Origin of the sequence: Acinetobacter tandoii DSM 14970 = CIP 107469 (assembly GCF_000400735.1) — a bacterium.
GTDB classification, from domain to species: domain Bacteria; phylum Pseudomonadota; class Gammaproteobacteria; order Pseudomonadales; family Moraxellaceae; genus Acinetobacter; species Acinetobacter tandoii.
Genome location: NZ_KE007359.1, coordinates 133,026 through 152,325 on the forward strand (window position 1 = coordinate 133,026; position 19,300 = coordinate 152,325).

The 19,300-nt window shown below is 38.8% G+C and carries 18 protein-coding genes; 7 read left to right on the plus strand and 11 right to left on the minus strand.

All coding sequences use genetic code 11. The annotated features are described in order from the left end of the window. Positions 1–2: 2 nt before the first annotated feature. The 7 genes from pseI to tviB are packed head-to-tail and all read right to left on the minus strand — an operon-like array spanning position 3 to position 7,207. Positions 3–1,040 carry a pseudaminic acid synthase gene (pseI, locus tag I593_RS00705; protein ID WP_016165675.1) on the minus strand — a complete coding sequence of 346 codons (1,038 nt, stop codon included), beginning with the start codon at positions 1,038–1,040 and terminating at the stop codon, positions 3–5. A gap of 22 nt (positions 1,041–1,062) precedes the next feature. Continuing rightward, positions 1,063–1,962, minus strand: coding sequence for a UDP-4-amino-4,6-dideoxy-N-acetyl-beta-L-altrosamine N-acetyltransferase (gene pseH / locus I593_RS00710; RefSeq protein ID WP_016165676.1), 900 nt, complete (start codon positions 1,960–1,962; stop codon positions 1,063–1,065). Continuing rightward, positions 1,955–3,037, minus strand: a complete 1,083-nt coding sequence (pseG, locus tag I593_RS00715; RefSeq protein WP_026441148.1) for a UDP-2,4-diacetamido-2,4,6-trideoxy-beta-L-altropyranose hydrolase — start codon at positions 3,035–3,037, stop codon at positions 1,955–1,957. The genes pseH and pseG overlap by 8 nt, the downstream gene beginning before the upstream one ends. Then, positions 3,031–3,723, minus strand: coding sequence for a pseudaminic acid cytidylyltransferase (gene pseF / locus I593_RS00720; protein WP_016165678.1), 693 nt, complete (start codon positions 3,721–3,723; stop codon positions 3,031–3,033). Before pseF ends, pseG begins: the two co-directional genes overlap by 7 nt. A gap of 2 nt (positions 3,724–3,725) precedes the next feature. Next, on the minus strand, positions 3,726–4,886 hold the full coding sequence (gene pseC, locus I593_RS00725) for a UDP-4-amino-4,6-dideoxy-N-acetyl-beta-L-altrosamine transaminase (protein ID WP_016165679.1): 1,161 nt from the start codon (positions 4,884–4,886) through the stop codon (positions 3,726–3,728). Between the two features lies 1 nt (position 4,887). Then, positions 4,888–5,886 (minus strand): UDP-N-acetylglucosamine 4,6-dehydratase (inverting), encoded by a 999-nt coding sequence (pseB, locus tag I593_RS00730; RefSeq protein WP_016165680.1) that lies wholly within the window; start codon positions 5,884–5,886, stop codon positions 4,888–4,890. A 43-nt stretch (positions 5,887–5,929) separates the two neighbouring features. Further along, positions 5,930–7,207 carry a Vi polysaccharide biosynthesis UDP-N-acetylglucosamine C-6 dehydrogenase TviB gene (gene tviB / locus I593_RS00735; protein WP_016165681.1) on the minus strand — a complete coding sequence of 426 codons (1,278 nt, stop codon included), beginning with the start codon at positions 7,205–7,207 and terminating at the stop codon, positions 5,930–5,932. 205 nt (positions 7,208–7,412) lie between these two features. Between tviB and I593_RS00740 the strand changes: the two genes are divergently transcribed. The 5 genes from I593_RS00740 to I593_RS00760 all read left to right on the plus strand — a co-directional run bounded on the left by I593_RS00740 (position 7,413) and on the right by I593_RS00760 (position 12,979). After that, complete coding sequence (locus I593_RS00740) at positions 7,413–8,519, plus strand: polysaccharide biosynthesis/export family protein (RefSeq protein ID WP_016165682.1); 1,107 nt, start codon at positions 7,413–7,415, stop codon at positions 8,517–8,519. Then, on the plus strand, positions 8,519–8,947 hold the full coding sequence (locus tag I593_RS00745; RefSeq protein WP_016165683.1) for a low molecular weight protein-tyrosine-phosphatase: 429 nt from the start codon (positions 8,519–8,521) through the stop codon (positions 8,945–8,947). The genes I593_RS00740 and I593_RS00745 overlap by 1 nt, the downstream gene beginning before the upstream one ends. An 18-nt stretch (positions 8,948–8,965) precedes the next feature. Then, positions 8,966–11,149 (plus strand): polysaccharide biosynthesis tyrosine autokinase, encoded by a 2,184-nt coding sequence (locus tag I593_RS00750; protein ID WP_016165684.1) that lies wholly within the window; start codon positions 8,966–8,968, stop codon positions 11,147–11,149. A 223-nt stretch (positions 11,150–11,372) separates the two neighbouring features. Continuing rightward, on the plus strand, positions 11,373–12,077 hold the full coding sequence (locus tag I593_RS00755) for a BamJ family beta-barrel-assembly machinery protein (protein ID WP_016165685.1): 705 nt from the start codon (positions 11,373–11,375) through the stop codon (positions 12,075–12,077). Between the two features lie 212 nt (positions 12,078–12,289). Continuing rightward, positions 12,290–12,979, plus strand: a complete 690-nt coding sequence (locus I593_RS00760; RefSeq protein WP_016165686.1) for a BamJ family beta-barrel-assembly machinery protein — start codon at positions 12,290–12,292, stop codon at positions 12,977–12,979. A gap of 92 nt (positions 12,980–13,071) precedes the next feature. Here the strand turns inward: I593_RS00760 and murJ are convergent, their stop codons facing one another. Further along, a complete protein-coding gene (murJ, locus tag I593_RS00765; RefSeq protein WP_171069562.1) occupies positions 13,072–14,622 on the minus strand; it encodes a murein biosynthesis integral membrane protein MurJ in 1,551 nt (516 codons plus the stop codon). Positions 14,623–14,706: 84 nt separating this feature from the next. Further along, a complete protein-coding gene (gene ampD / locus I593_RS00770; RefSeq protein WP_016165688.1) occupies positions 14,707–15,282 on the minus strand; it encodes a 1,6-anhydro-N-acetylmuramyl-L-alanine amidase AmpD in 576 nt (191 codons plus the stop codon). 148 nt (positions 15,283–15,430) lie between these two features. Here ampD and nadC point away from each other — a divergent pair, with 148 nt between their 5' ends. Both nadC and I593_RS00780 read left to right on the plus strand, forming a co-directional pair. Continuing rightward, positions 15,431–16,276 (plus strand): carboxylating nicotinate-nucleotide diphosphorylase, encoded by an 846-nt coding sequence (gene nadC / locus I593_RS00775; protein ID WP_016165689.1) that lies wholly within the window; start codon positions 15,431–15,433, stop codon positions 16,274–16,276. A 128-nt stretch (positions 16,277–16,404) separates the two neighbouring features. After that, the gene (locus I593_RS00780) at positions 16,405–18,174 is read left to right on the plus strand and encodes an LTA synthase family protein (protein WP_016165690.1); all 1,770 of its coding nucleotides are present in this window, start codon (positions 16,405–16,407) and stop codon (positions 18,172–18,174) included. 4 nt (positions 18,175–18,178) lie between these two features. Here the strand turns inward: I593_RS00780 and I593_RS20565 are convergent, their stop codons facing one another. Continuing rightward, positions 18,179–18,340: an ABZJ_00068 family colistin stress protein gene (locus I593_RS20565; RefSeq protein WP_016165691.1), complete on the minus strand. Its 162-nt coding sequence runs from the start codon at positions 18,338–18,340 to the stop codon at positions 18,179–18,181. Between the two features lie 156 nt (positions 18,341–18,496). After that, positions 18,497–19,213, minus strand: a complete 717-nt coding sequence (gene rph / locus I593_RS00785; RefSeq protein WP_016165692.1) for a ribonuclease PH — start codon at positions 19,211–19,213, stop codon at positions 18,497–18,499. Positions 19,214–19,300: the final 87 nt, after the last annotated feature.

Genomic DNA, 19,300 nt, shown 5'->3' on the forward strand with positions numbered 1-19,300 from the left:
AGTTAGCTGATAAATTCCAACTTTACTGGCATATTTACGCTTACATCAACAGTTACTTTTTTCCCTAAAATTTCATCATAAAATTTAGGCGGTATGCCATAACCTGGACGTACACTGCGAATACAAGACTCATCAATCACATCACCTGTTTTCAAGTCTTTTACAAAGTAAAGCGAACGTCTAAATTTGGCATTTCCTTGTTCACTTGACTTTCTTCCATAGTCTACTTGTCCAAGTGCCTGCCATGCAGTTTTAGCAGATTGACACAAATGTTTTAACTCTTTAGGTTCAAGTGAAAAACTATCATCAGGGCCCCCTCCACTTCGATCTAATGTGAAATGTTTTTCAATGATACATGCACCCAATGCCACAGCAGTTATTGCAGTAGTATTATCCAATGTATGATCTGACAAGCCCACTGGCACATTAAATGATTTTGCCATATCAACCATAGTAAGCAGATTGTAATCTTCTGCTGGAGCAGGGTAACCACTCACACAATGCAAAACAACCAACTCTTTACAACCACCATCATAAGCAGCTTGAATGGCTTCTCCAATTTCTTCTTTGTCAGCCATACCCGTCGAAATAATCATTGGTTTACCAGTTGCAGCCACATATTTAATCAATGGCAAATCAACCGCTTCAAAAGATGCAATCTTATATGCTGGAGCATTAAGGTCTTCAAGTAAATCAACTGCGGTACGGTCAAACGGTGAACTAAAAATTGTAATGTCTAAAGCGCGAGCATGGTCAAAAAGTGGTTTATGCCATTCCCACGGCATTTGTGCTTTTTGGTAAAGCTCATATAAAGACTGACCATCCCATAAACCGCCACGAATCATAAACTCTTCATTTTGGCTATTAAGCGTAATTGTGTCAGCACTATATGTTTGCAATTTGATGGCATCTGCACCACAACGTTTAGCCTCTTCAATTATTTTGAGTGCTGTTTCCAAACTCCCATTATGATTTGCAGAAAGCTCAGCAATCACATAAGGTGGGTATTGGATACCAATATTTCTCTGATTTATTTGCATTTACTTTACCTACTTATGTATGTTAGCTTAACAAAAACTCGGACTCACCTTGAGCAACAAGCCTATCTTCTTGGTAAACACCATACTCTATAGCAACATAACGCCCTATTTGTGTTTTTAATTTTGCCTTTCCTGTAAGCTCTACATTTGGATAAACGGGCGCTTTAAACTCTAAGTTTTGTCCCAAATAAATTGCATTTTTACTTGGATAGTCCATAGCCGCAACTTTTGATATCTCTGCGGCAAGTAAAGCACCATGTGCAATCCTATTTTCAAAGCCTAATGAAATCGCAACATTCTTATCTAAATGAACTGGATTTTTATCACCAGATAAAGTGGCAAATTGATCAATTTTCTCTTCTGAAATAGAAAAATTCCACACATAGCTTTTTTCTATCGGACTATAAGCTTGTGCCTTTATTTTTTGATAATCTTTTTTGAACAGGGCTAACTGATAGATATCATAGAATTTACCATCTCTATAGTAATCCTGTTTCTTAACGCCTTCCATTTTAAAACCAAATTTACGATGGAAATTAACAACAGTAAAATTAAACTCTAAAACTTCACAACATAATTTATTTAAGTTTAATTCATTAAAAGCGTAATCTAACGCTAATTGCTCCATCTCAGATCCAATACCTCTTACAGCGGTATCCCCAGAGTAAAAAGCCCAAGATGCTTTCTGATTTTTTAAATCTATATCATTAAAAGAAAGTACGCCGAGTGGCGTATTATTTTGTTCGTAAATAAAATACCGGCAAGAATCATTGACTAAAATAGAATTAAACCATTTCAGATGAGCATCCAACTCAATAACATCATGGTTATACATATTCATACGGACAGAATCTTGATTACGCCACGTTAAAATCATTTCTGCATCTGTCAATTGAACAGGTCTTATTATTCCTTTAAACATTACTTAACTCCAAGATTTTTTCACATGTTCTCACAGCACCAAGACCATCAACATGTTCCATTATTTTGATTCTTCTTTGGTGGTAATAAGTACTAGTGATGTCTAATTTATTTAAAAAATTGAATAATTGATCTTCAGATAAGTCATTCCAATCACCTAAATTATCAATCAAATCTTCCTCAGCCAAATATCCTAATAAGACACGTTGGTTATCTGCGACTTGTACCAGAGCGGCATTTAGCCCTAAACAAAAACGCTCCCAAACCGTTGAACCGCAAGCACCTATCGCAAAACTTGCACTGTTCATTAATTCAGCCATCTTTGATGACGACTGCATAATTCTGATATTCGCCTTATTGGCAACCAAACTTTCCAAATACTGAAATCGATCTTTCTCTAACATTCCCGTAATTAAAATATAATCATACTTATCTACATGTGTGATAACAGTGATAACTTTTTGTAAAAGTACAAAGTTTCCTACACCACCAAAATTAATCAAAATCCTATTACTATTAATTTTTTCTTTATTTTTCGACGATCTAAAGTAACTAAATTCTTTTTTAAGAAGACAGTACTCCGGCCCCAACAGTTTGATAGTTGTTGAAGGGGTAATAAAGTCATAGCGTTGTTTATAGTTCGGAAAAAAATTCTGGTCCAATAAGATGTCACATTCATGTTCACGAGCTAAATCGTCTATAACGACTAACTTCGAAACATGCTTACGAATAATCCGCTCCCAGTAAATATCCAATGCATAATGATCAACAATACAGATATTTATTGTTTTCTCATTTAGTTTTTCTATAAATTCTTGACTGTCTTGTTCTATAGTTACACCCAACCAGTCTTTTTCAGATTTTGGCAAACTGCCAATTTTTGTTTGACCCAAAATTTCTAGTTGGAAACCTGCATCCAATACTAAGTAATAAAAACCTTGTCCATAATCTCTACAATAGAAAATACATTCATGCCCTTTAGCCTTTAAGTAATAAGCCAAAGTTAAACACCGATGCAAGTGACCAGTTCCAATATGTTTAGCAGCATCAACCCTAAAACCTATCCGCATTACCATAATTTCAAGGCACCAAATAACAGCTCTGCCAATTGCCAATCTTCTAAAGTATCAATATCCTGCACATGTGTTCTAGGAAGCTCTACAATTCGGGACTTGCTTGAGAAAACTGGACATTTATCCAACCAAGCCTGAGTAATTCCCCAATAAAATTGTCCAGCATCATGCCAAGCTTCTTCCAAATCTTGAGAGCGAACGTTGAAATTTTCAGGACTAAACATTTCAACTGTCCCTTCTTTATTCAACTTTATTGCTCTTTGAATTGGAAACGGAAATGTTGTAGCACTAAATGCATAATCAATCGAATCATTCTTAAGTAACTGCAATCCCTTTTTTAAATCATTAACTTGAACAAAAGGAGCTGTGGCGTAAAGACAGCAAACATGTTCTGGACGCCGACCTGTTAAATGCTCAAATTCCTGAGTTGCATGCTGCATCACATCTGCGGTAGTTGCATAATCATCAGACAAATGTGCGGGACGCATAAATGGTACTTTCGCCCCATACTCTACTGCAATATCTGCGATTTCTTTATCGTCGGTCGAAACCCACACCTCATCAAAACAATTACTCTTAAGCGCTGCCTCAATTGACCACGCAATCATGGGCTTACCATAAAAGTGTTTAATGTTTTTCCGAGGAATTCTTTTACTTCCACCCCGCGCAGGAATAACCGCCAGTTGCATTGTTATACCAACACCTCTTTTAAAGTTTGGTAAACATACTGGATTTGCTCATCAGTCAAATCAGGAAACATTGGTAAGCTAATAGCCGCTTCGTAATAAGCCTCAGCTTCAGGGAAGTCCCCTTGCTTAAAACCAAGCTGCTCATAATAAGGTTGAGTATGTACTGGAATGTAATGTACGTTGACACCAATCCCTTTCTCTCGCAACGTTTCAAAGATTTCTTTACGCCCTTTGCTCAATTCATTTAGCTTCAAACGAATGACATAAAGATGTAATCCAGAGTATGTTTCTGGCAATTGATATGGTGTGATTAAAGGTAAATCTTTTAATAACTCATTATATTTATTAGCAATCTCATGTCGCTTAGCAACAAAAGCTTCTAGACGAGTCAATTGTGTAACACCCAGAGCTGCTTGTAACTCAGTCATACGGTAATTATAACCCAACTCTACCTGCTGGTAATACCATGGGCCTTCTGAAGGTTTAGTCATAAACTCAGGGTTACGAGTTACACCATGACTACGTAATAAATCGATTTTCTTTGCAAGCTCTTCATTATTGGTAAGCGCCATTCCACCTTCAGCAGTCGTAATAATTTTGACTGGATGAAAACTAAAAATTGTAATATCAGAATACTGATTGGAGCCGATATAATGGTCTTTATACTTCCCACCAATTGCATGAGATGCGTCTTCAATAATGCTAAAACCATATTCTTGAGAAAGCGCATAGATTTTTTCCATATCACAGGACTGACCACACAAGTGCACTGGCACCACAATTTTGGGTAATTTATTATTTTGTTTTGCAAATTCTAGTTTAGCTTTTAAAGCATTGACTGAAAGGTTGTAAGTATCTGGATCAATATCAACAAAATCAACATCCGCTTCACAGTACAATGCACAGTTTGCTGATGCTACAAAAGTGATAGGAGATGTCCAAAGGACATCTCCTTTCTTTAATCCCAATGCCAAACAAGCTACATGCAAAGCTGAAGTCGCACTATTCATGGCAAAGGCATACTCCGCACCTACCAATTCTGCGACCGATTTTTCAAACAGAGGAACTTGTGGTCCTTGTGTCAAAAAATCAGATTGAAGAACCTGAACAACCGCATCAACATCAGCCTGATTTATATTTTGTCTACCATAAGGAATAAACATATTAAATATTACCTACTTTCTCTGCATTTTTTACTAACCAAGCTTGTAAGTCTTCAGCGCTCATCCACTCAGCATTGTTATCACTTGAATAATGGAAGCCTTCTGGCACTTTTGTACCATCTTTAATACGTTCTTGAGTTTCCGCCCAATCATTGATTACAGGTAAAATTTTATAATGTTCTGGATACTCGTAAGTATAGTAAGCATCTTCAACACTAATCATTTGCTCATGCAACTTTTCACCTGGACGAATACCTACTACTTCTTGTTTAGCTTCTGGTGCTACAACTGTTGCTAAATCGGTAACTTTCATTGAAGGGATTTTTTTCACATAAATCTCTCCACCGACCATATCTTCAAATGCGTGCCAAACCAATTCCACACCTTGTTCCAAAGAAATCATGAAACGGGTCATACGATCATCTGTAATTGGTAAAATACCTTTATCTTTAATTGACATGAAGAAAGGAATAACTGAACCACGAGAACCCATTACGTTACCGTAGCGAACAACGGAGAATTTCGTACCGTGCTCGCCAGAATAGGCATTACCAGCAACAAATAATTTGTCAGATGCAAGTTTTGTTGCACCATATAAATTAATTGGGCTACTAGCCTTGTCTGTTGATAGTGCAACTACACCTTTTACTTTTTTATCAATACATGCATCAATTAAATTCATTGCACCATTGATGTTTGTTTTAATGCATTCAAAAGGATTATATTCAGCAGTCGGTACAATTTTTGTTGCAGCCGCGTGAACAACGTAATCCACACCATCTAAAGCACGATATAGACGCTCTTTGTCTCTTACATCACCAATAAAGAAACGTACACGTTTATCATCTTTAAATTTTTTCGCCATTTCCCATTGTTTCATTTCATCACGAGAAAAAATGATTATTTTTTTAGGATTATATTTTTCTAGCGTCATTGGAATAAATGTATTCCCAAAAGAACCTGTACCGCCTGTTACTAATATTGTAGAGCCTTGTAGCATTATTTCCTCGAACTTTTTTAAGCTAGATATAAAATTTCGTTAATTATAACCGAATATTAGATTCTTCTTTATCTAATATATATTTCAAGTCATATAAGACGTGATTCTGTTTACCTAATGCATGCATTTCTTGTGAAGTCATCGCCTTAAATTGATCATGTGCAACTGCGAGAATAATGGCGTCATATTGCCCTGATTCCAAATTTTTAACAGGCGCCAAACCATATTCGTGTTTCACTTCTTCAGGATCCACCCATGGGTCATAAATATCCAAATCGAGATCATAATCTTTTAGGGCATTGACCATATCAATGATTTTACTGTTTCGAATATCTGGGCAGTTTTCCTTAAAACTTAAGCCCATCACCAATATTTTTGAGCCGACAACCTGAATGCGTTTCTTCACCATTTCCTTAATCAGTTGTGTCGCCACATATTCACCCATGCGATCATTTAGTCGACGTGCAGCTAAAATAATTTCGGGATGTAACCCAATCGATTGAGCTTTATGCGTTAAATAATACGGATCTACGCCAATACAATGGCCTCCCACCAAACCTGGACGGAATGGTAAAAAGTTCCATTTGGTACCCGCAGCTTTGAGCACATCTTCAGTGTCAATTCCTAATTTATTAAAAATCAGCGCCAACTCATTAATTAACGCAATATTGACATCACGTTGGGTATTTTCAATCACCTTGGCTGCTTCAGCCACTTTAATGCTTGGTGCTTTATGTGTACCTGCCTCAACAATTAAATTATAAACCTGATCCACATAGTCAGCAGTTTCAGGCGTAGAGCCTGAAGTAATTTTTAAAATGTTGGTTACACGGTGCTGTTTATCACCAGGATTAATACGCTCTGGGCTATAACCTGCAAAGAAATCCTGATTAAATTGGAGTCCAGAAACTCTTTCTAATACAGGAATACAAACTTCTTCTGTTGCACCTGGATAAACAGTTGATTCGTAGACAACGACGTCACCTTTTTTTAATACTTTTCCAATGCTTTCAGATGCTTTAATTAATGGTGTTAAATCTGGTTGCTTAAAATCATCAATTGGGGTCGGAACAGTCACAATAAAAAAATTGCAGTCCTGTAAATCCAGTAATTCTGAGGAATAGCTTAATTGCGTTGCAGCCAACAGCTCATCAGGCGTGACTTCTAACGTATGGTCTTGCATACTTTTTAATTCATCAATCCGTTTTTGATGAATATCGAATCCCACAACAGGAACACTTTTCCCAAACTCTACCGCCAACGGCAACCCCACATACCCCAGACCAATAATGGCTATTTTTAACTCTGAATTCTGCAACATGTGTTTGCCTTGATGCCCGTGCTCATTGACTTTGGAATAAATTAAATGCCATTTTATCGGCTATTCGCTAATATAACAGAAATACATTTTGTCTTAACGTAAATGCGTATAAATAAATTATACAATTTGTTATAGTTAGCTAAATTTTGAATAGATACACTCAATCGCATCAAAAGATTGAAATATTTTTATAATAGGGTTCAGAGTGAAATTTCTACAATATATTGGCCTTTTAGGGTTCACACTTAGCACTGTCGGTTGTGCTTTAGCGCCCGGCCTACAAACATATGATTTACCTGAACAAGGAGTCTATCAAACCGAGCTTGGAAGCTCTGTGAATGTTATCCAGTTAAATCAAAACACCCTACGCCATTTACAGCAAAATCAAAATACTGATATACAAGATATTTCTAGCTTATTTCGTCACTCGCAACTGAACTATAAACTTAGCCCTGGCGATATTTTATCTATCTATTTATGGGCTTATCCTGAAATTACTCCGCCTATTAATACAGCAGTCAGTAATGATCAATCCATTCAAGCCAATGGCTTCCAAATTGATCAAGCAGGCTATATTCAATTCCCAATTATTGGACGCTACAAAGCAGCGGGGAAATCACTTAACCAAGTCAATCAGGAACTACGTAATCAACTTTCACGCTATTTAAAAACCCCTGACGTAATTGCCCGTGTCCTGTCTTATCAAGGACAGCGTTACTCTGTCCAAGGCAACGTGATGAAAGGTGGACAATTCTTCCTGAGTGACCAACCTGTAAGTGTTTATACTGCACTTGGTTTAGCTGGCGGGGTAAACACCCAGTATGGGGATAATACCTCCATCACATTAGTGCGTCAGGGGCGTACTTATCAGTTAAATAGCATTGATTTAGAAAAAGCAGGTTATTCGCTGCATAATCTTTTAATTCAACCCAATGATACGCTTTATGTAAATTCAAAAGAAAATCAAAAAATTTACGTAATGGGTGAGTCTGGCAAGAACCAATCCTTATTAATGCGTGATCAGGGTATGAGCTTAAGTGATGTCTTAGGTGAAAGTCTTGGTTTAAACCCCAATACTGCCAGTGCAAGTCGTATTTATGTGTTGCGTAGTGATCCGCAAACGCAGCAAACCGAACTTTATCATATGAATTTGTTAAGTTTAGGGGATTTTGGTTTAGCTAATCAGTTTAAAATGCGCCGCAATGATATTGTTTATGTTGACTCCACTGGCTTAGCGCGTTGGCAACGTATTGTGACCCAAATTCTACCTTTCTCTAATGCTTTATATAATATTGATCGCTTGGGGAACTAATGCACATTCAAAATATTCTCGTGGTCTGTATTGGAAATATTTGTCGTAGTCCGATGGCTGAATATTTTTTAAAACAGGAATTCCCTCAACTTCATGTTGAATCGGCTGGAATCTCTGGTTTAATTGGTCATAATGCCGATGATAAAGCCATCTTATGTATGCAAAGACATGGTATTGATATGCAGGCACATGTCGCCAAAAAACTAAATGCAGAATTAATAAAAAAATCCGACTTAATTTTAGTCATGAGTCAAAATCAGCAAAAACATATTGAGCAGACATGGCCATTTTCCAAAGGAAAAACCTTTCGACTTGGCCATTGGCAAGGTAAAAATGTTCCTGACCCTTACCAGCATGAGCAAGCCGTTTTTGATGATACCTGTCAGCTTATACAAAACTGTATAAGTGACTGGAAGAAACATATTTAACCCATTGATAGCAAAATTATGAGCCAAAATACCAATACAGAAGACACAATTGATTTAAAAGAGCTGTTCTTTTCGTTAATTGCTCAATGGAAACTGATTGCATTATGTACCATCTTAAGTTTGGTGTGTGCATTACTTTATTTAAGAACAACTCAAGATATTTATGCGGTTGATGCACTGATACAAGTTGAAGATAGCAAAGGGGCAGGCACTGCAGCATTACTGGGTGATTTATCGTCAATGGTCGATCAGAAGTCCCCTGCTCAAGCTGAAATAGAAATTCTAAGATCGCGTTTGGTTTTAGGACAAGTTATCCAACAATTGCATTTAGATTTTAGTATATCATCAACCGATGACACTGTTTTCCATCGTTTGTTGAATCAAGATACCTTTCAAACTGAATATCAGCCACAGGCTGTCACTTTTTACAATAACGAACAGTCATTTCAGGTTCGAAAATTTGATGTCCCTGCTGAATATCTCGACAAACCACTACTTTTGAGTTTTGAGAATAAGCAATTTACCCTTACAGATCAAAAAACAGATGAAGTCGTTTTTAAAGGGACATTGAATCAGATCAACCAAAGTCGTTCATCTATTGGAACTTGGAATATTGGCATTTTTAGTCGTGATCCATTGAGTTCAAGTTACAATGTTCAGAAAATGTCTTTACCAGCCGCTGTGGATACGGTTCTGCAGAATTATTCTGTGGCAGAAAAAGGAAAACTTACGGGCGTACTTGGGCTTAATTATCAGGGAGCTGATAAAGAGCACATTACCAAAGTTCTGAATTCTATTTTGGTTGCTTATAGCAAACAAAACATCGAACGTCGTTCTGCTGAAACAGCACAAACTTTAAAGTTCCTCGATGAACAACTACCAGAGTTAAAACAGCAACTTGATATTGCTGAACGTGAGTTTAACAAGTTCCGTGAACAGTACAACACCGTTGATGTCACGAAGGAATCTGAACTTTATCTCACTCAAAGCATTAGCCTTGAAACTCAAAAAATTGAACTGGAACAGAAGCAGGCTGAACTTTCAGAAAAATACACTGCTGAACACCCAGCAATGCAACAAATCGGTGCTCAACTTGCTGCAATTAACAGTAAAATTAAAGAGCTGAATGCAACGCTGAAACAATTACCCGACCTACAACGTCGTTATTTACAGTTATATCGTGAAGTTGAAGTTAAACAGCAACTCTACACTACATTGTTAAACTCTTATCAACAGTTACGTATTGCCAAAGCCGGTGAAATTGGTAATGTGCGTATTGTTGATACCGCAGTCTTGCCAATTGAGCCAATTAAACCTAAAAAATTGTTAGTACTCTTGCTATCGATTTTTGTCGGTGGGTTTATCGGTGTATTAGTCGCATTAATGCGAAATATGCTGCGCACAGGAATTAAAGATTCTGGTCAAATTGAGACTGAACTTGATCTGCCTGTCTATGCGACTGTGCCACGCTCACCTGTGCAAGAAAGTCGTATTAATATTATCAAGAAGAAGAAAAGTATCCCGATTCTTGCTGTCAAAAATAGTGATGATATTGCGATTGAAAGTTTACGTAGTATGCGTACTGCAATTCATTTCGCCCTCAATAATGCGCGTAATAACATTATTATGATTTCAGGTCCTGCACCAGAACTTGGTAAATCATTTGTCTCAACCAACCTCGCGGTTATTTTGGCGCAAAGCAACAAACGTGTACTATTAATTGATGCAGACTTACGCCGTGGTTATTTACATAAGTACTTCCATGAAGATAACCAAGCAGGACTCGCTGAATACCTCAATGGTCAACATCCGTTAGAGAAGATTCTCAAGACAACAGAAGTTGAAAATTTATCGGTGATTACTCGTGGCAAGAGTCCAGCAAATCCATCTGAGTTGCTCAGCACTGAACGCTTTAAAAGTTTATTGGAAAACTTGTCTACTCAATTTGACCATATCATTATCGACACACCACCTATTTTGGCGGTTACCGATGGTATTATCATTTCTCAATATGCTGGTGTTAATCTTGTTATTGCGCGTTATGGTAAGACACAAATTAAAGAGCTTGAATTGGTCGTTAACCGCTTTGAACAGGCCAGCGTTAAAGTGACAGGTATTATCTTGAATGATATTCAACGTACAGCTGGCACAAGTTATGGCTATAACTACGCTTATGCCTATAAAAATGCGAAAGATGATTAATACTTAACAATCATTTTTTTATTTAAAAGGATCAGCATCATGTTGGTCCTTTTTTATTTGTATAAAAAATGTTTTAGGTAATCAGTCTGTTATAGCTTCTTGACCTATACAGGCATATAGTAATATCCGAATATAGAATCGGTTGAAATACCATCTAAGCATTAAAAAGTTTGCTAAAATAGCGGCAAATTTTTGATTACTACAATGAATTTTGGAAAACCCTATGAGTAAAGCCTTACCCATCGCTGTTGCTGTAATTTTAGGCGGTGCTGCACTTGTTCCAGTTTATTATGCAACCAAACACCCTGAAGCCATCACATCAAAAGCCTCTAAAAATGCTTCTGCTGTTGAAAAAATTAGTTATGCTTTAGGTTATGAAGTCGCACATCAAACACCTCCTGAACTTGATATCAACAGCTTTGTAACAGGCGTACGTGAAGGTCATGCTCGTACACAACCTGCATACACTGAACAAGAATTGCAGCAAGCTTATCAGCAATTCCAACAAGAAATGCAGAAAAAACAAGCAGATCAAGCTAAAAATACACAGAGTGCTAGTGATAGCTTCCTGACAGAGAATGCCAAAAAGCCAGGAGTAAAAACGACTGCTTCTGGATTACAATATATTATTACTCAAGAAGGTACGGGCAAGCAGCCATCGGCTGACTCTGTCGTGACAGTTCACTACACTGGTAAATTGGTTGATGGCAAAGTATTTGATAGCTCAATTCAACGTGGAGAGCCAATTGAGTTCCCACTTAATCAGGTAATTCCAGGTTGGACTGAAGGCTTACAATTGATGAAGGAAGGTGGTAAAGCCACTTTATTTATTCCTGCTAAATTGGGCTACGGCGAACAAGGTGTGCCAGGCACGATTCCAGCCAATAGCACACTAATTTTTGATGTTGAATTAATTAAAGTAAAGTAAGAAATTAAGGAGAGCTGAGCTCTCCTTCTTTGACTTTAGAGATTAAATTTTGCATAAAACGTGGGCATTAAATCGAATAGATTCGATCTACTCCATATGATTTTTAATCCCCACCCCATTCAAATTTAACGCAGAAAAAATAAAAAGTACTGTCGTCAATATTCCTTGGAGTTTTGAATATTCCGACACGAAAAAGACTTTAGGACGATTGAATGAAAATACACATACTTTTGGCATCTACACTGTTATTCAGTGCAGCAGCTTTTGCGAAACCTATTACCACTAGCAGTCCAAGCACAGAACAAATTGGGTATAGCTTTGGCTATTTAATGGGTCGCACCAATGCCGAATCGTTGAAAGATTTAAATCTTGAAGCCTTCATTCAAGGGCTCAGAGAAGCCGCTCAAGGCAAAGAAGCTTCATTGACCGATGAAGAAATGGCACGTGTCTTAACCCAATATAAAAAACAGGCAGAAGCCCAACAGTTAATTGAATTAAGAAAGAAAGCTGAAGAAAATAATAGAATCGGCTCAGCCTTTCTTGCAGAAAATGCCAAAAAATCAGGCGTACAAACCACTGCGTCAGGATTACAATATCAAGTCATTCAAGCCGGTACTGGAAAAACACCTAAAGTCAGCTCAAAAGTTAAAGTCGATTATGAAGGTCGCCTGATTGATGGTACTGTTTTCGATAGTTCGATTGCACGTCAACACCCTGTCGAATTCCAAGTCAATCAAGTGATTCAAGGCTGGACCGAAGGCTTACAATTAATGAAGGAAGGGGCAAAATATCGCTTCTTTATTCCTGCTCATCTCGCTTATGGTCAGATCGGTTCAGGCGATATTATCGAGCCAAACAGTACCTTAATTTTTGATGTCGAATTATTACAAGTACTGCCTTGAAAAAAAGGGACTGAGATCAGTCCCTTTTTTTACTATAGATAACCTTTAAAAACAGCGAATGCTTTGATTTCAGTCTCGATCAAAAATGATCTTTATGGACGTAAATCGCGCGGACGAAAACCCATTACAATTAATCCGATCAGGTAAGCTATAACGCCCACTACACATAGGCCAATCACTTCTGCAACACGCATCCATTGTGACATAGTGCCATCATACCAAGTTAAACCATATGCCAAGGCAGCAATCATGACAATGTTGGCCACAGCATATTGTAAAAACAGCTTTTTCCAATGTGGGCCAAAACGGAAAATATGGCGTTTATGCAAGTAGAAGTACAACATCCCCGCATTGACTAAGGCTGAGCCAGATGAGGCCATTGCCAACGCCATGTGTTCAGCATGCCAATCAATCAATTTAAAGAAACCAATAAATACCACGTTTAAAATGGCATTTGCTGCTACCGCCATTAAACCCACGCGTACTGGGGTTTTGGTATCTTGCTGAGCATAAAAACCGGGTGCAAAAACCTTAATCAGCATAAAAGCAATAACACCTGCACTCATACACTGTAAAGCCAGCGCTGTCATTTGTGTATCTTCTACAGTGAACTCACCCCGCTGGAACAAGGCTTGAATAATTGGTGTCGAAAGCATAAACAAAGCAATACTGGCAGGAAGCCCAACCAACACAATAACCTTGGCAGCCCAATCCATCATGCCACGGAATTTATGTTGATCTTGCTCCGCATGTCGTGCTGACAACGATGGTAAAATAACCGTCCCAATCGCCACACCAATCAGCCCCAACGGTAATTCTGTCATACGTTCCGCACTATACAGCCATGACACCGAACCATCCTGCATAAAGGATGCCCAAATGGTATTCAGCAATAAATTAATCTGAGTGACTGAAACACCAAACAACGCTGGTAGCATCAACTTCATGATGCGGTCGACACCTTCGTGCTTAAAATCAACCTTCGGTGGAATTAATAAATTTTTGCGCCAAAGTTCTGGAATCTGAATCGCAAGCTGTAATACCCCCGCCACGACAACTGACCACCCCAAGGCCATAATCGGTTCAGCCATATACGGTGTAAGCCACCATGCTCCTGCAATCATTGCCACATTAAGCAGGACTGGCGAAAATGCTGGCGAAGCGAATGAACCATAACTGTTCAAAATGCTACTGGCAAAGGCGGTCAGAGACATGAACATTAAATATGGAATCGTCAGGCGGAACATGCTGACCGCAAGATCAAACTTCTCTGGATCGGCATGGAAACCAGGTGCATAGATATACAAAATTGCTGGTGCAGCCACCATCGCAATAAAGGTCAGCAAGGTCATGATCGTCAGCAAGCCGCCAAACACACGGCTAATCAGAATCTGGACTTCAGCATGTGCCTTACTGGTTTTATATTCAGTTAGTACAGGAATAAAGGCTTGTGAAAATGCCCCTTCTGCAAATAAGCGCCGAAAGAAATTGGGGATACGGAACGCAACCACAAATGTATCGAAATCCTTCCCTGCACCAAAGACATTGAGCAAGACGATATCGCGGACCAATCCGAGTACGCGAGACAACATGGTCATTGCACTGACAATAAAGGTCGACCGCCAAAGCGCCATCGTATCCACCCAATAAAAAAATTAGTCGCTATTGTAATGAAACTTGTGAAAAAAATTCGTTGTTAAATGATTAAACTCAACGGAAATGTCTTTTTATTTTGCATTCTTAATCTGATGTACCAAGCTTCTGAACTTCACCCAATCAAAGTAAGGACCTGGGTCCGTTTTACGCCCTGGTGCAATATCAGAGTGACCAGCCACATGCTGTTTTATCGTTGGATAAGCCTGTTGCAGACTCACCACGACTTGCGCCAAAACCTGATATTGCAGACTTTCAAAAGCACAGTCATCACTGCCTTCAAGTTCAATTCCGATAGAATAATCGTTACATTCCTGTTGCCCCAAATAGGATGAACGTCCAGCATGCCAAGCGCGTTGTGCTAAATTCACAAATTGCAGCACCTCGCCTGTACGCAGAATCAGCAGATGTGCTGAGACCTTCAGCTCTTGAATGGTTTCAAAATAAGGGTGTAGTGTTGCATCCAACTGGTTCTGGAAAAATTGCTGGATATACCCCCCTCCAAATTGCGATGGTGGTAGGCTAATGTTGTGAATCACCACCAATTCAATTTTGGCCTCTGCTGGTCGCTGATTAAAATTCGGCGATGGAATTTGCTTCGCACCGATGAGTTGACCATCGACAACCTGAAAAGAGGGGAGCTGCTGCATAATCCATTCCTAACTATATTGAAGCTTTATTTATAACTCCATCATGCTAAAACTTTCATCATAAAATCTCAAATCTACGGCATAAACTATAAAGAACAATGTTAAGATAACGCGCAATTTTCATGGGTTAAAAAGACACGGAAAGACTATGAGCATTTCTCCAACGCTGCTTGAACAATCAATTCAAATCAATATTCAACAAGCACTCCAAGAAGACATTGGTGATGGGGATATTACGGCCTTATTAACCCCTGAAGATGAGCAAGCGACTGCGACCATCATTAGTCGTGAAGACATGATTCTCGCTGGTCAACCATGGGTAAATGCATTGATTCAGGCATTTGATGCTTCAGTTCAGGTGACTTGGTTAAAACAAGACGGCGATAAAGTTGCAGCCAATGAAGCGTTTTTAAAACTCGCAGGTTCTGCACGCAGCTTACTTACGGTTGAGCGTCCTGCGCTGAACTTTGTTCAAACTTTATCGGCTGTCGCGACCAAAACTGCTGAATATGTCAAACAGCTTGATGGTTTAAACACCAAATTGCTCGATACTCGCAAAACCTTACCTGGTTTACGTATTGCGCAGAAATATGCCGTTGCAGTAGGCGGTGGGCAAAATCATCGCTTAGGCTTATTTGATGCATTCTTAATTAAAGAAAATCATATTATGGCAGCAGGTGGTATTGCCGAAGCAATTGCCAAAGCCCATCAGATTGCACCAGGCAAACCTGTTGAAGTTGAAGTTGAAACTTGGGATGAACTCAATCAAGCGCTTGAAGCCAAGGCGGACATTGTGATGCTGGATAATTTTAGTCAGCAACAAATGATTGATGCTGTTCAACATGTCGCAGGCCGTTGCAAATTAGAAGCCTCGGGTAACATCACCATTGATAATTTACGCCAAGTTGCCACGACTGGCGTTGACTATATTTCAATGGGTGTATTGACCAAAGATGTCAAAGCAATTGATTTATCGATGCGATTTAATGGCTAATGATTGATCCGATTTTGGTGATCACTGTTCAGGCTGATCACCAATTTTGAATCTATATAAAGTGCATTGAAAATAATCTTGAAAGTTCTATAATTCCGAACTGCCTTTCTCCTCCCTCAACATATGTTATGAATATCTGGAAACAGCAACTTTTATTTTTGCTGATTGCCCTCGTGTCTGTGGCTTTTTTCTGCCTTTATCCAGCCCTTCCTCGTATCCTGAATAATCCTGAGCAATATTTTCAGCTGAATGGCGCAAAAATCGTCATCTCGGTGCTGATTAATTATGCCCTGATTTCCTTTATTTACTTGTTGTTCAGAAAAACCTTTATTACCATTTTTTTTAGTCAGTTTATTTTTTTATTGATTAAAGAAACCTTTGTTGTTGCACCTTGGTTACTTAAATTTTCAGTACTCTCAGGGGTTGCTGTATGTATCACCCTCATAGTCTTTCTCTACCGTAAAGAACAACTTGAGAAAAAGCGGTTGTTTTTATCAAATGCATTATTATCCCTTTGTAGTTTGGGCGTTTTAATTAGCGCAAATTTCAGCAATAACTTTAGCCAGTTATGTCAACAAAACCAACTCGGCTGGCTATGTGAATACCGACAAGCCTTTCCTAATACCAAAGGTGATTGGATTGGTGATCATCTCACCATTCAAAAAATTGGTTTTATTCCCTTCTTTTTTTCAAAGTCGATGGATAGCCTAAATACTCGATTGTTTAATACCGAAAATATTCCCGAAGCGACCATCAAAGCCCTATATACACCTTATAGCACGACCATGCCTGTGCTTAAGCCTGAGCAACAGCCCAATATTGTGATGATCATGAGCGAGGCACATTGGGATGCACGTCAATTGGGTAAAAATATTCCCCAAAACATCACCCCAACACTCGATCGCTATCAAACTTCGAGTTTACTTTCACCAAGTTTTGGTGGCGGTACTGCCAATGTGGAGTTTGAAGTCCTGACCAGTTTGAATATCTACTTAAATCATAATGAATTGATGTATGTGTCCAAACTGAAACGCCCCACCTATTCTCTAGCCACTTATTTGAATAGTTTGGGTTACGACACCACGGCCATGCACAATAGTGGTAAGTTTTTTTACAACCGCAACTCGGTTTATCAAAACTTAGGTTTCAATCGCTTTACTTCGCTGGAAAATATGACCAGTGCACAAGATCGTGCCAAATATATCAATCAGGCGGGTTGGGCAAACGATGATTTACTCTATCAATCTATTCGCAACCAACTGAAACACACTGAACAACCGCAGTTTATCTATGCCATTACCGTCGAAAATCACTTTAACTACAATGATGATCGCTATGGTATGGATCATTTCAACATTAATCAGCCAGAATTGAGTGAAAGTTCCAAACGTCAACTGAATACCTATCTGACTGGCTTACAACGTGCGGATCAACATGTTGAAAAGTTGCTGCAAGATTTAAAACAGCAGAAACGCCCAACCATTGTGATTTTCTTTGGTGATCATTTGCCGAATTTAGGTCAGGTTTATGATGACTTCCATTTCTTCGCTTCCGCGCAAGAAAAAGCAGAAAAGAAAGATGTGAAGTTTTTCAGTACACCTCTCGCTGTCTGGAGTAACTACCCAATTGATCGCAGTCTTTTCCAGCAAAAAAATATTGCAGCACATTTTCTTGCTCCTAAGGTGCTGACAGCAGCTCAATTGCCTCTGCCCCCTTATTACCAATTTATTCAGGCTGTAAATGCCTGTTATAGTGCCATTCATCAAACTGGGGTAGAGCTAAAACCTGAATGTAAATATCCGCATCCACAGTTGTTAAATCAATACAAAGATTTAAATATGGATGTGTTGAATGGGAAGAATCATAGCTATCAACTGCTGACTCAAAAGGCACCGTAAGTTTTTATGATGCTGTTGAATCTTTTGACGTTTGCTGATCTTGTTGTGAGGGATGAATCGTTTGATCCCAAGCAGAAGCCGTTTGTTTTAATTCAGTCGGGCGTGGATCACACGCCATGAGTGCAAAGGTCACCACTGCACAAAACAGGATAAAAAATTGAGCCATAAATCCATGCTCCAATAAAATGAATGGCATGGAGTTTACATCGCGATCATGGGTATAAAATTAAGTGCATGTTATGGATTGAGCTTGATTTGATTAGGTTTTGTAATAAAAAAGCACCCATCTAGGTGCTTTTTTATTTTCCAAAGATCAGACGTATTACCAACCCAAAGCTTCTTGCTGCTTCTGGATCAAGGCTTGAATACCTTGTTCAGCCATTTCTAACATCGCATTGGTTTGAGCACGGGTAAATGGTTTATCTTCCGCAGTACCTTGAATTTCAATAAACTCACCTGCTTGCGTCATGACAACATTCAAGTCGGTCTGACAATTTGAATCTTCTTCATAACATAAGTCCAATAAGACCTCATCCTTGAAGATACCAACAGAAATAGCTGCGACCAAACCTTTTAATGGATCATGCTTAATTTTCTTTTGTTCAAGCAAAACATTCATGGCATCCACTAATGCAACTGCTGCACCTGTAATTGCAGCAGTACGTGTGCCACCATCAGCTTGAATCACATCACAGTCGATAGTAATGGTGTTTTCACCCAGTTTTTTCAGGTCCACCATGGCACGTAAACTACGGCCAATCAAACGCTGGATTTCTTGAGTACGTCCAGATTGTTTACCACGCGCCGCTTCACGGTCACTACGGGTATGCGTTGAACGTGGCAACATTCCGTATTCTGCGGTTACCCAGCCTTGTCCTTTGCCTTTCAGGAAACGGGGTACAGAATTATCAATACTGGCGGTACATAGCACTTTGGTATGGCCAAATTCAACCAGCACAGAACCTTCAGCATAACGTGTGTAATTGCGGGTAATTTTTACATCACGTAATTGATCTAGAGTACGTTGGTCGATACGCATAATTCGCCTTTAATATTGCCAGAAATTCGTTGCGCACAAGTATAGCAGATGCAATCTCGTCAAATGGTATATCCACAACCCTGTCAT

Coding starts and splice junctions, on each gene's coding strand:
- pseI (WP_016165675.1), bottom strand. CDS start 1,040: ATGCAAATAAATCAGAGAAATATTGGTATCCAATACCCACCTTATGTG.
- pseH (WP_016165676.1), bottom strand. CDS start 1,962: ATGTTTAAAGGAATAATAAGACCTGTTCAATTGACAGATGCAGAAATG.
- pseG (WP_026441148.1), bottom strand. CDS start 3,037: ATGGTAATGCGGATAGGTTTTAGGGTTGATGCTGCTAAACATATTGGA.
- pseF (WP_016165678.1), bottom strand. CDS start 3,723: ATGCAACTGGCGGTTATTCCTGCGCGGGGTGGAAGTAAAAGAATTCCT.
- pseC (WP_016165679.1), bottom strand. CDS start 4,886: ATGTTTATTCCTTATGGTAGACAAAATATAAATCAGGCTGATGTTGAT.
- pseB (WP_016165680.1), bottom strand. CDS start 5,886: ATGCTACAAGGCTCTACAATATTAGTAACAGGCGGTACAGGTTCTTTT.
- tviB (WP_016165681.1), bottom strand. CDS start 7,207: ATGTTGCAGAATTCAGAGTTAAAAATAGCCATTATTGGTCTGGGGTAT.
- I593_RS00745 (WP_016165683.1), top strand. CDS start 8,519: ATGCACATTCAAAATATTCTCGTGGTCTGTATTGGAAATATTTGTCGT.
- I593_RS00750 (WP_016165684.1), top strand. CDS start 8,966: ATGAGCCAAAATACCAATACAGAAGACACAATTGATTTAAAAGAGCTG.
- I593_RS00755 (WP_016165685.1), top strand. CDS start 11,373: ATGAGTAAAGCCTTACCCATCGCTGTTGCTGTAATTTTAGGCGGTGCT.
- I593_RS00760 (WP_016165686.1), top strand. CDS start 12,290: ATGAAAATACACATACTTTTGGCATCTACACTGTTATTCAGTGCAGCA.
- ampD (WP_016165688.1), bottom strand. CDS start 15,282: ATGCAGCAGCTCCCCTCTTTTCAGGTTGTCGATGGTCAACTCATCGGT.
- nadC (WP_016165689.1), top strand. CDS start 15,431: ATGAGCATTTCTCCAACGCTGCTTGAACAATCAATTCAAATCAATATT.
- I593_RS00780 (WP_016165690.1), top strand. CDS start 16,405: ATGAATATCTGGAAACAGCAACTTTTATTTTTGCTGATTGCCCTCGTG.
- I593_RS20565 (WP_016165691.1), bottom strand. CDS start 18,340: ATGGCTCAATTTTTTATCCTGTTTTGTGCAGTGGTGACCTTTGCACTC.
- rph (WP_016165692.1), bottom strand. CDS start 19,213: ATGCGTATCGACCAACGTACTCTAGATCAATTACGTGATGTAAAAATT.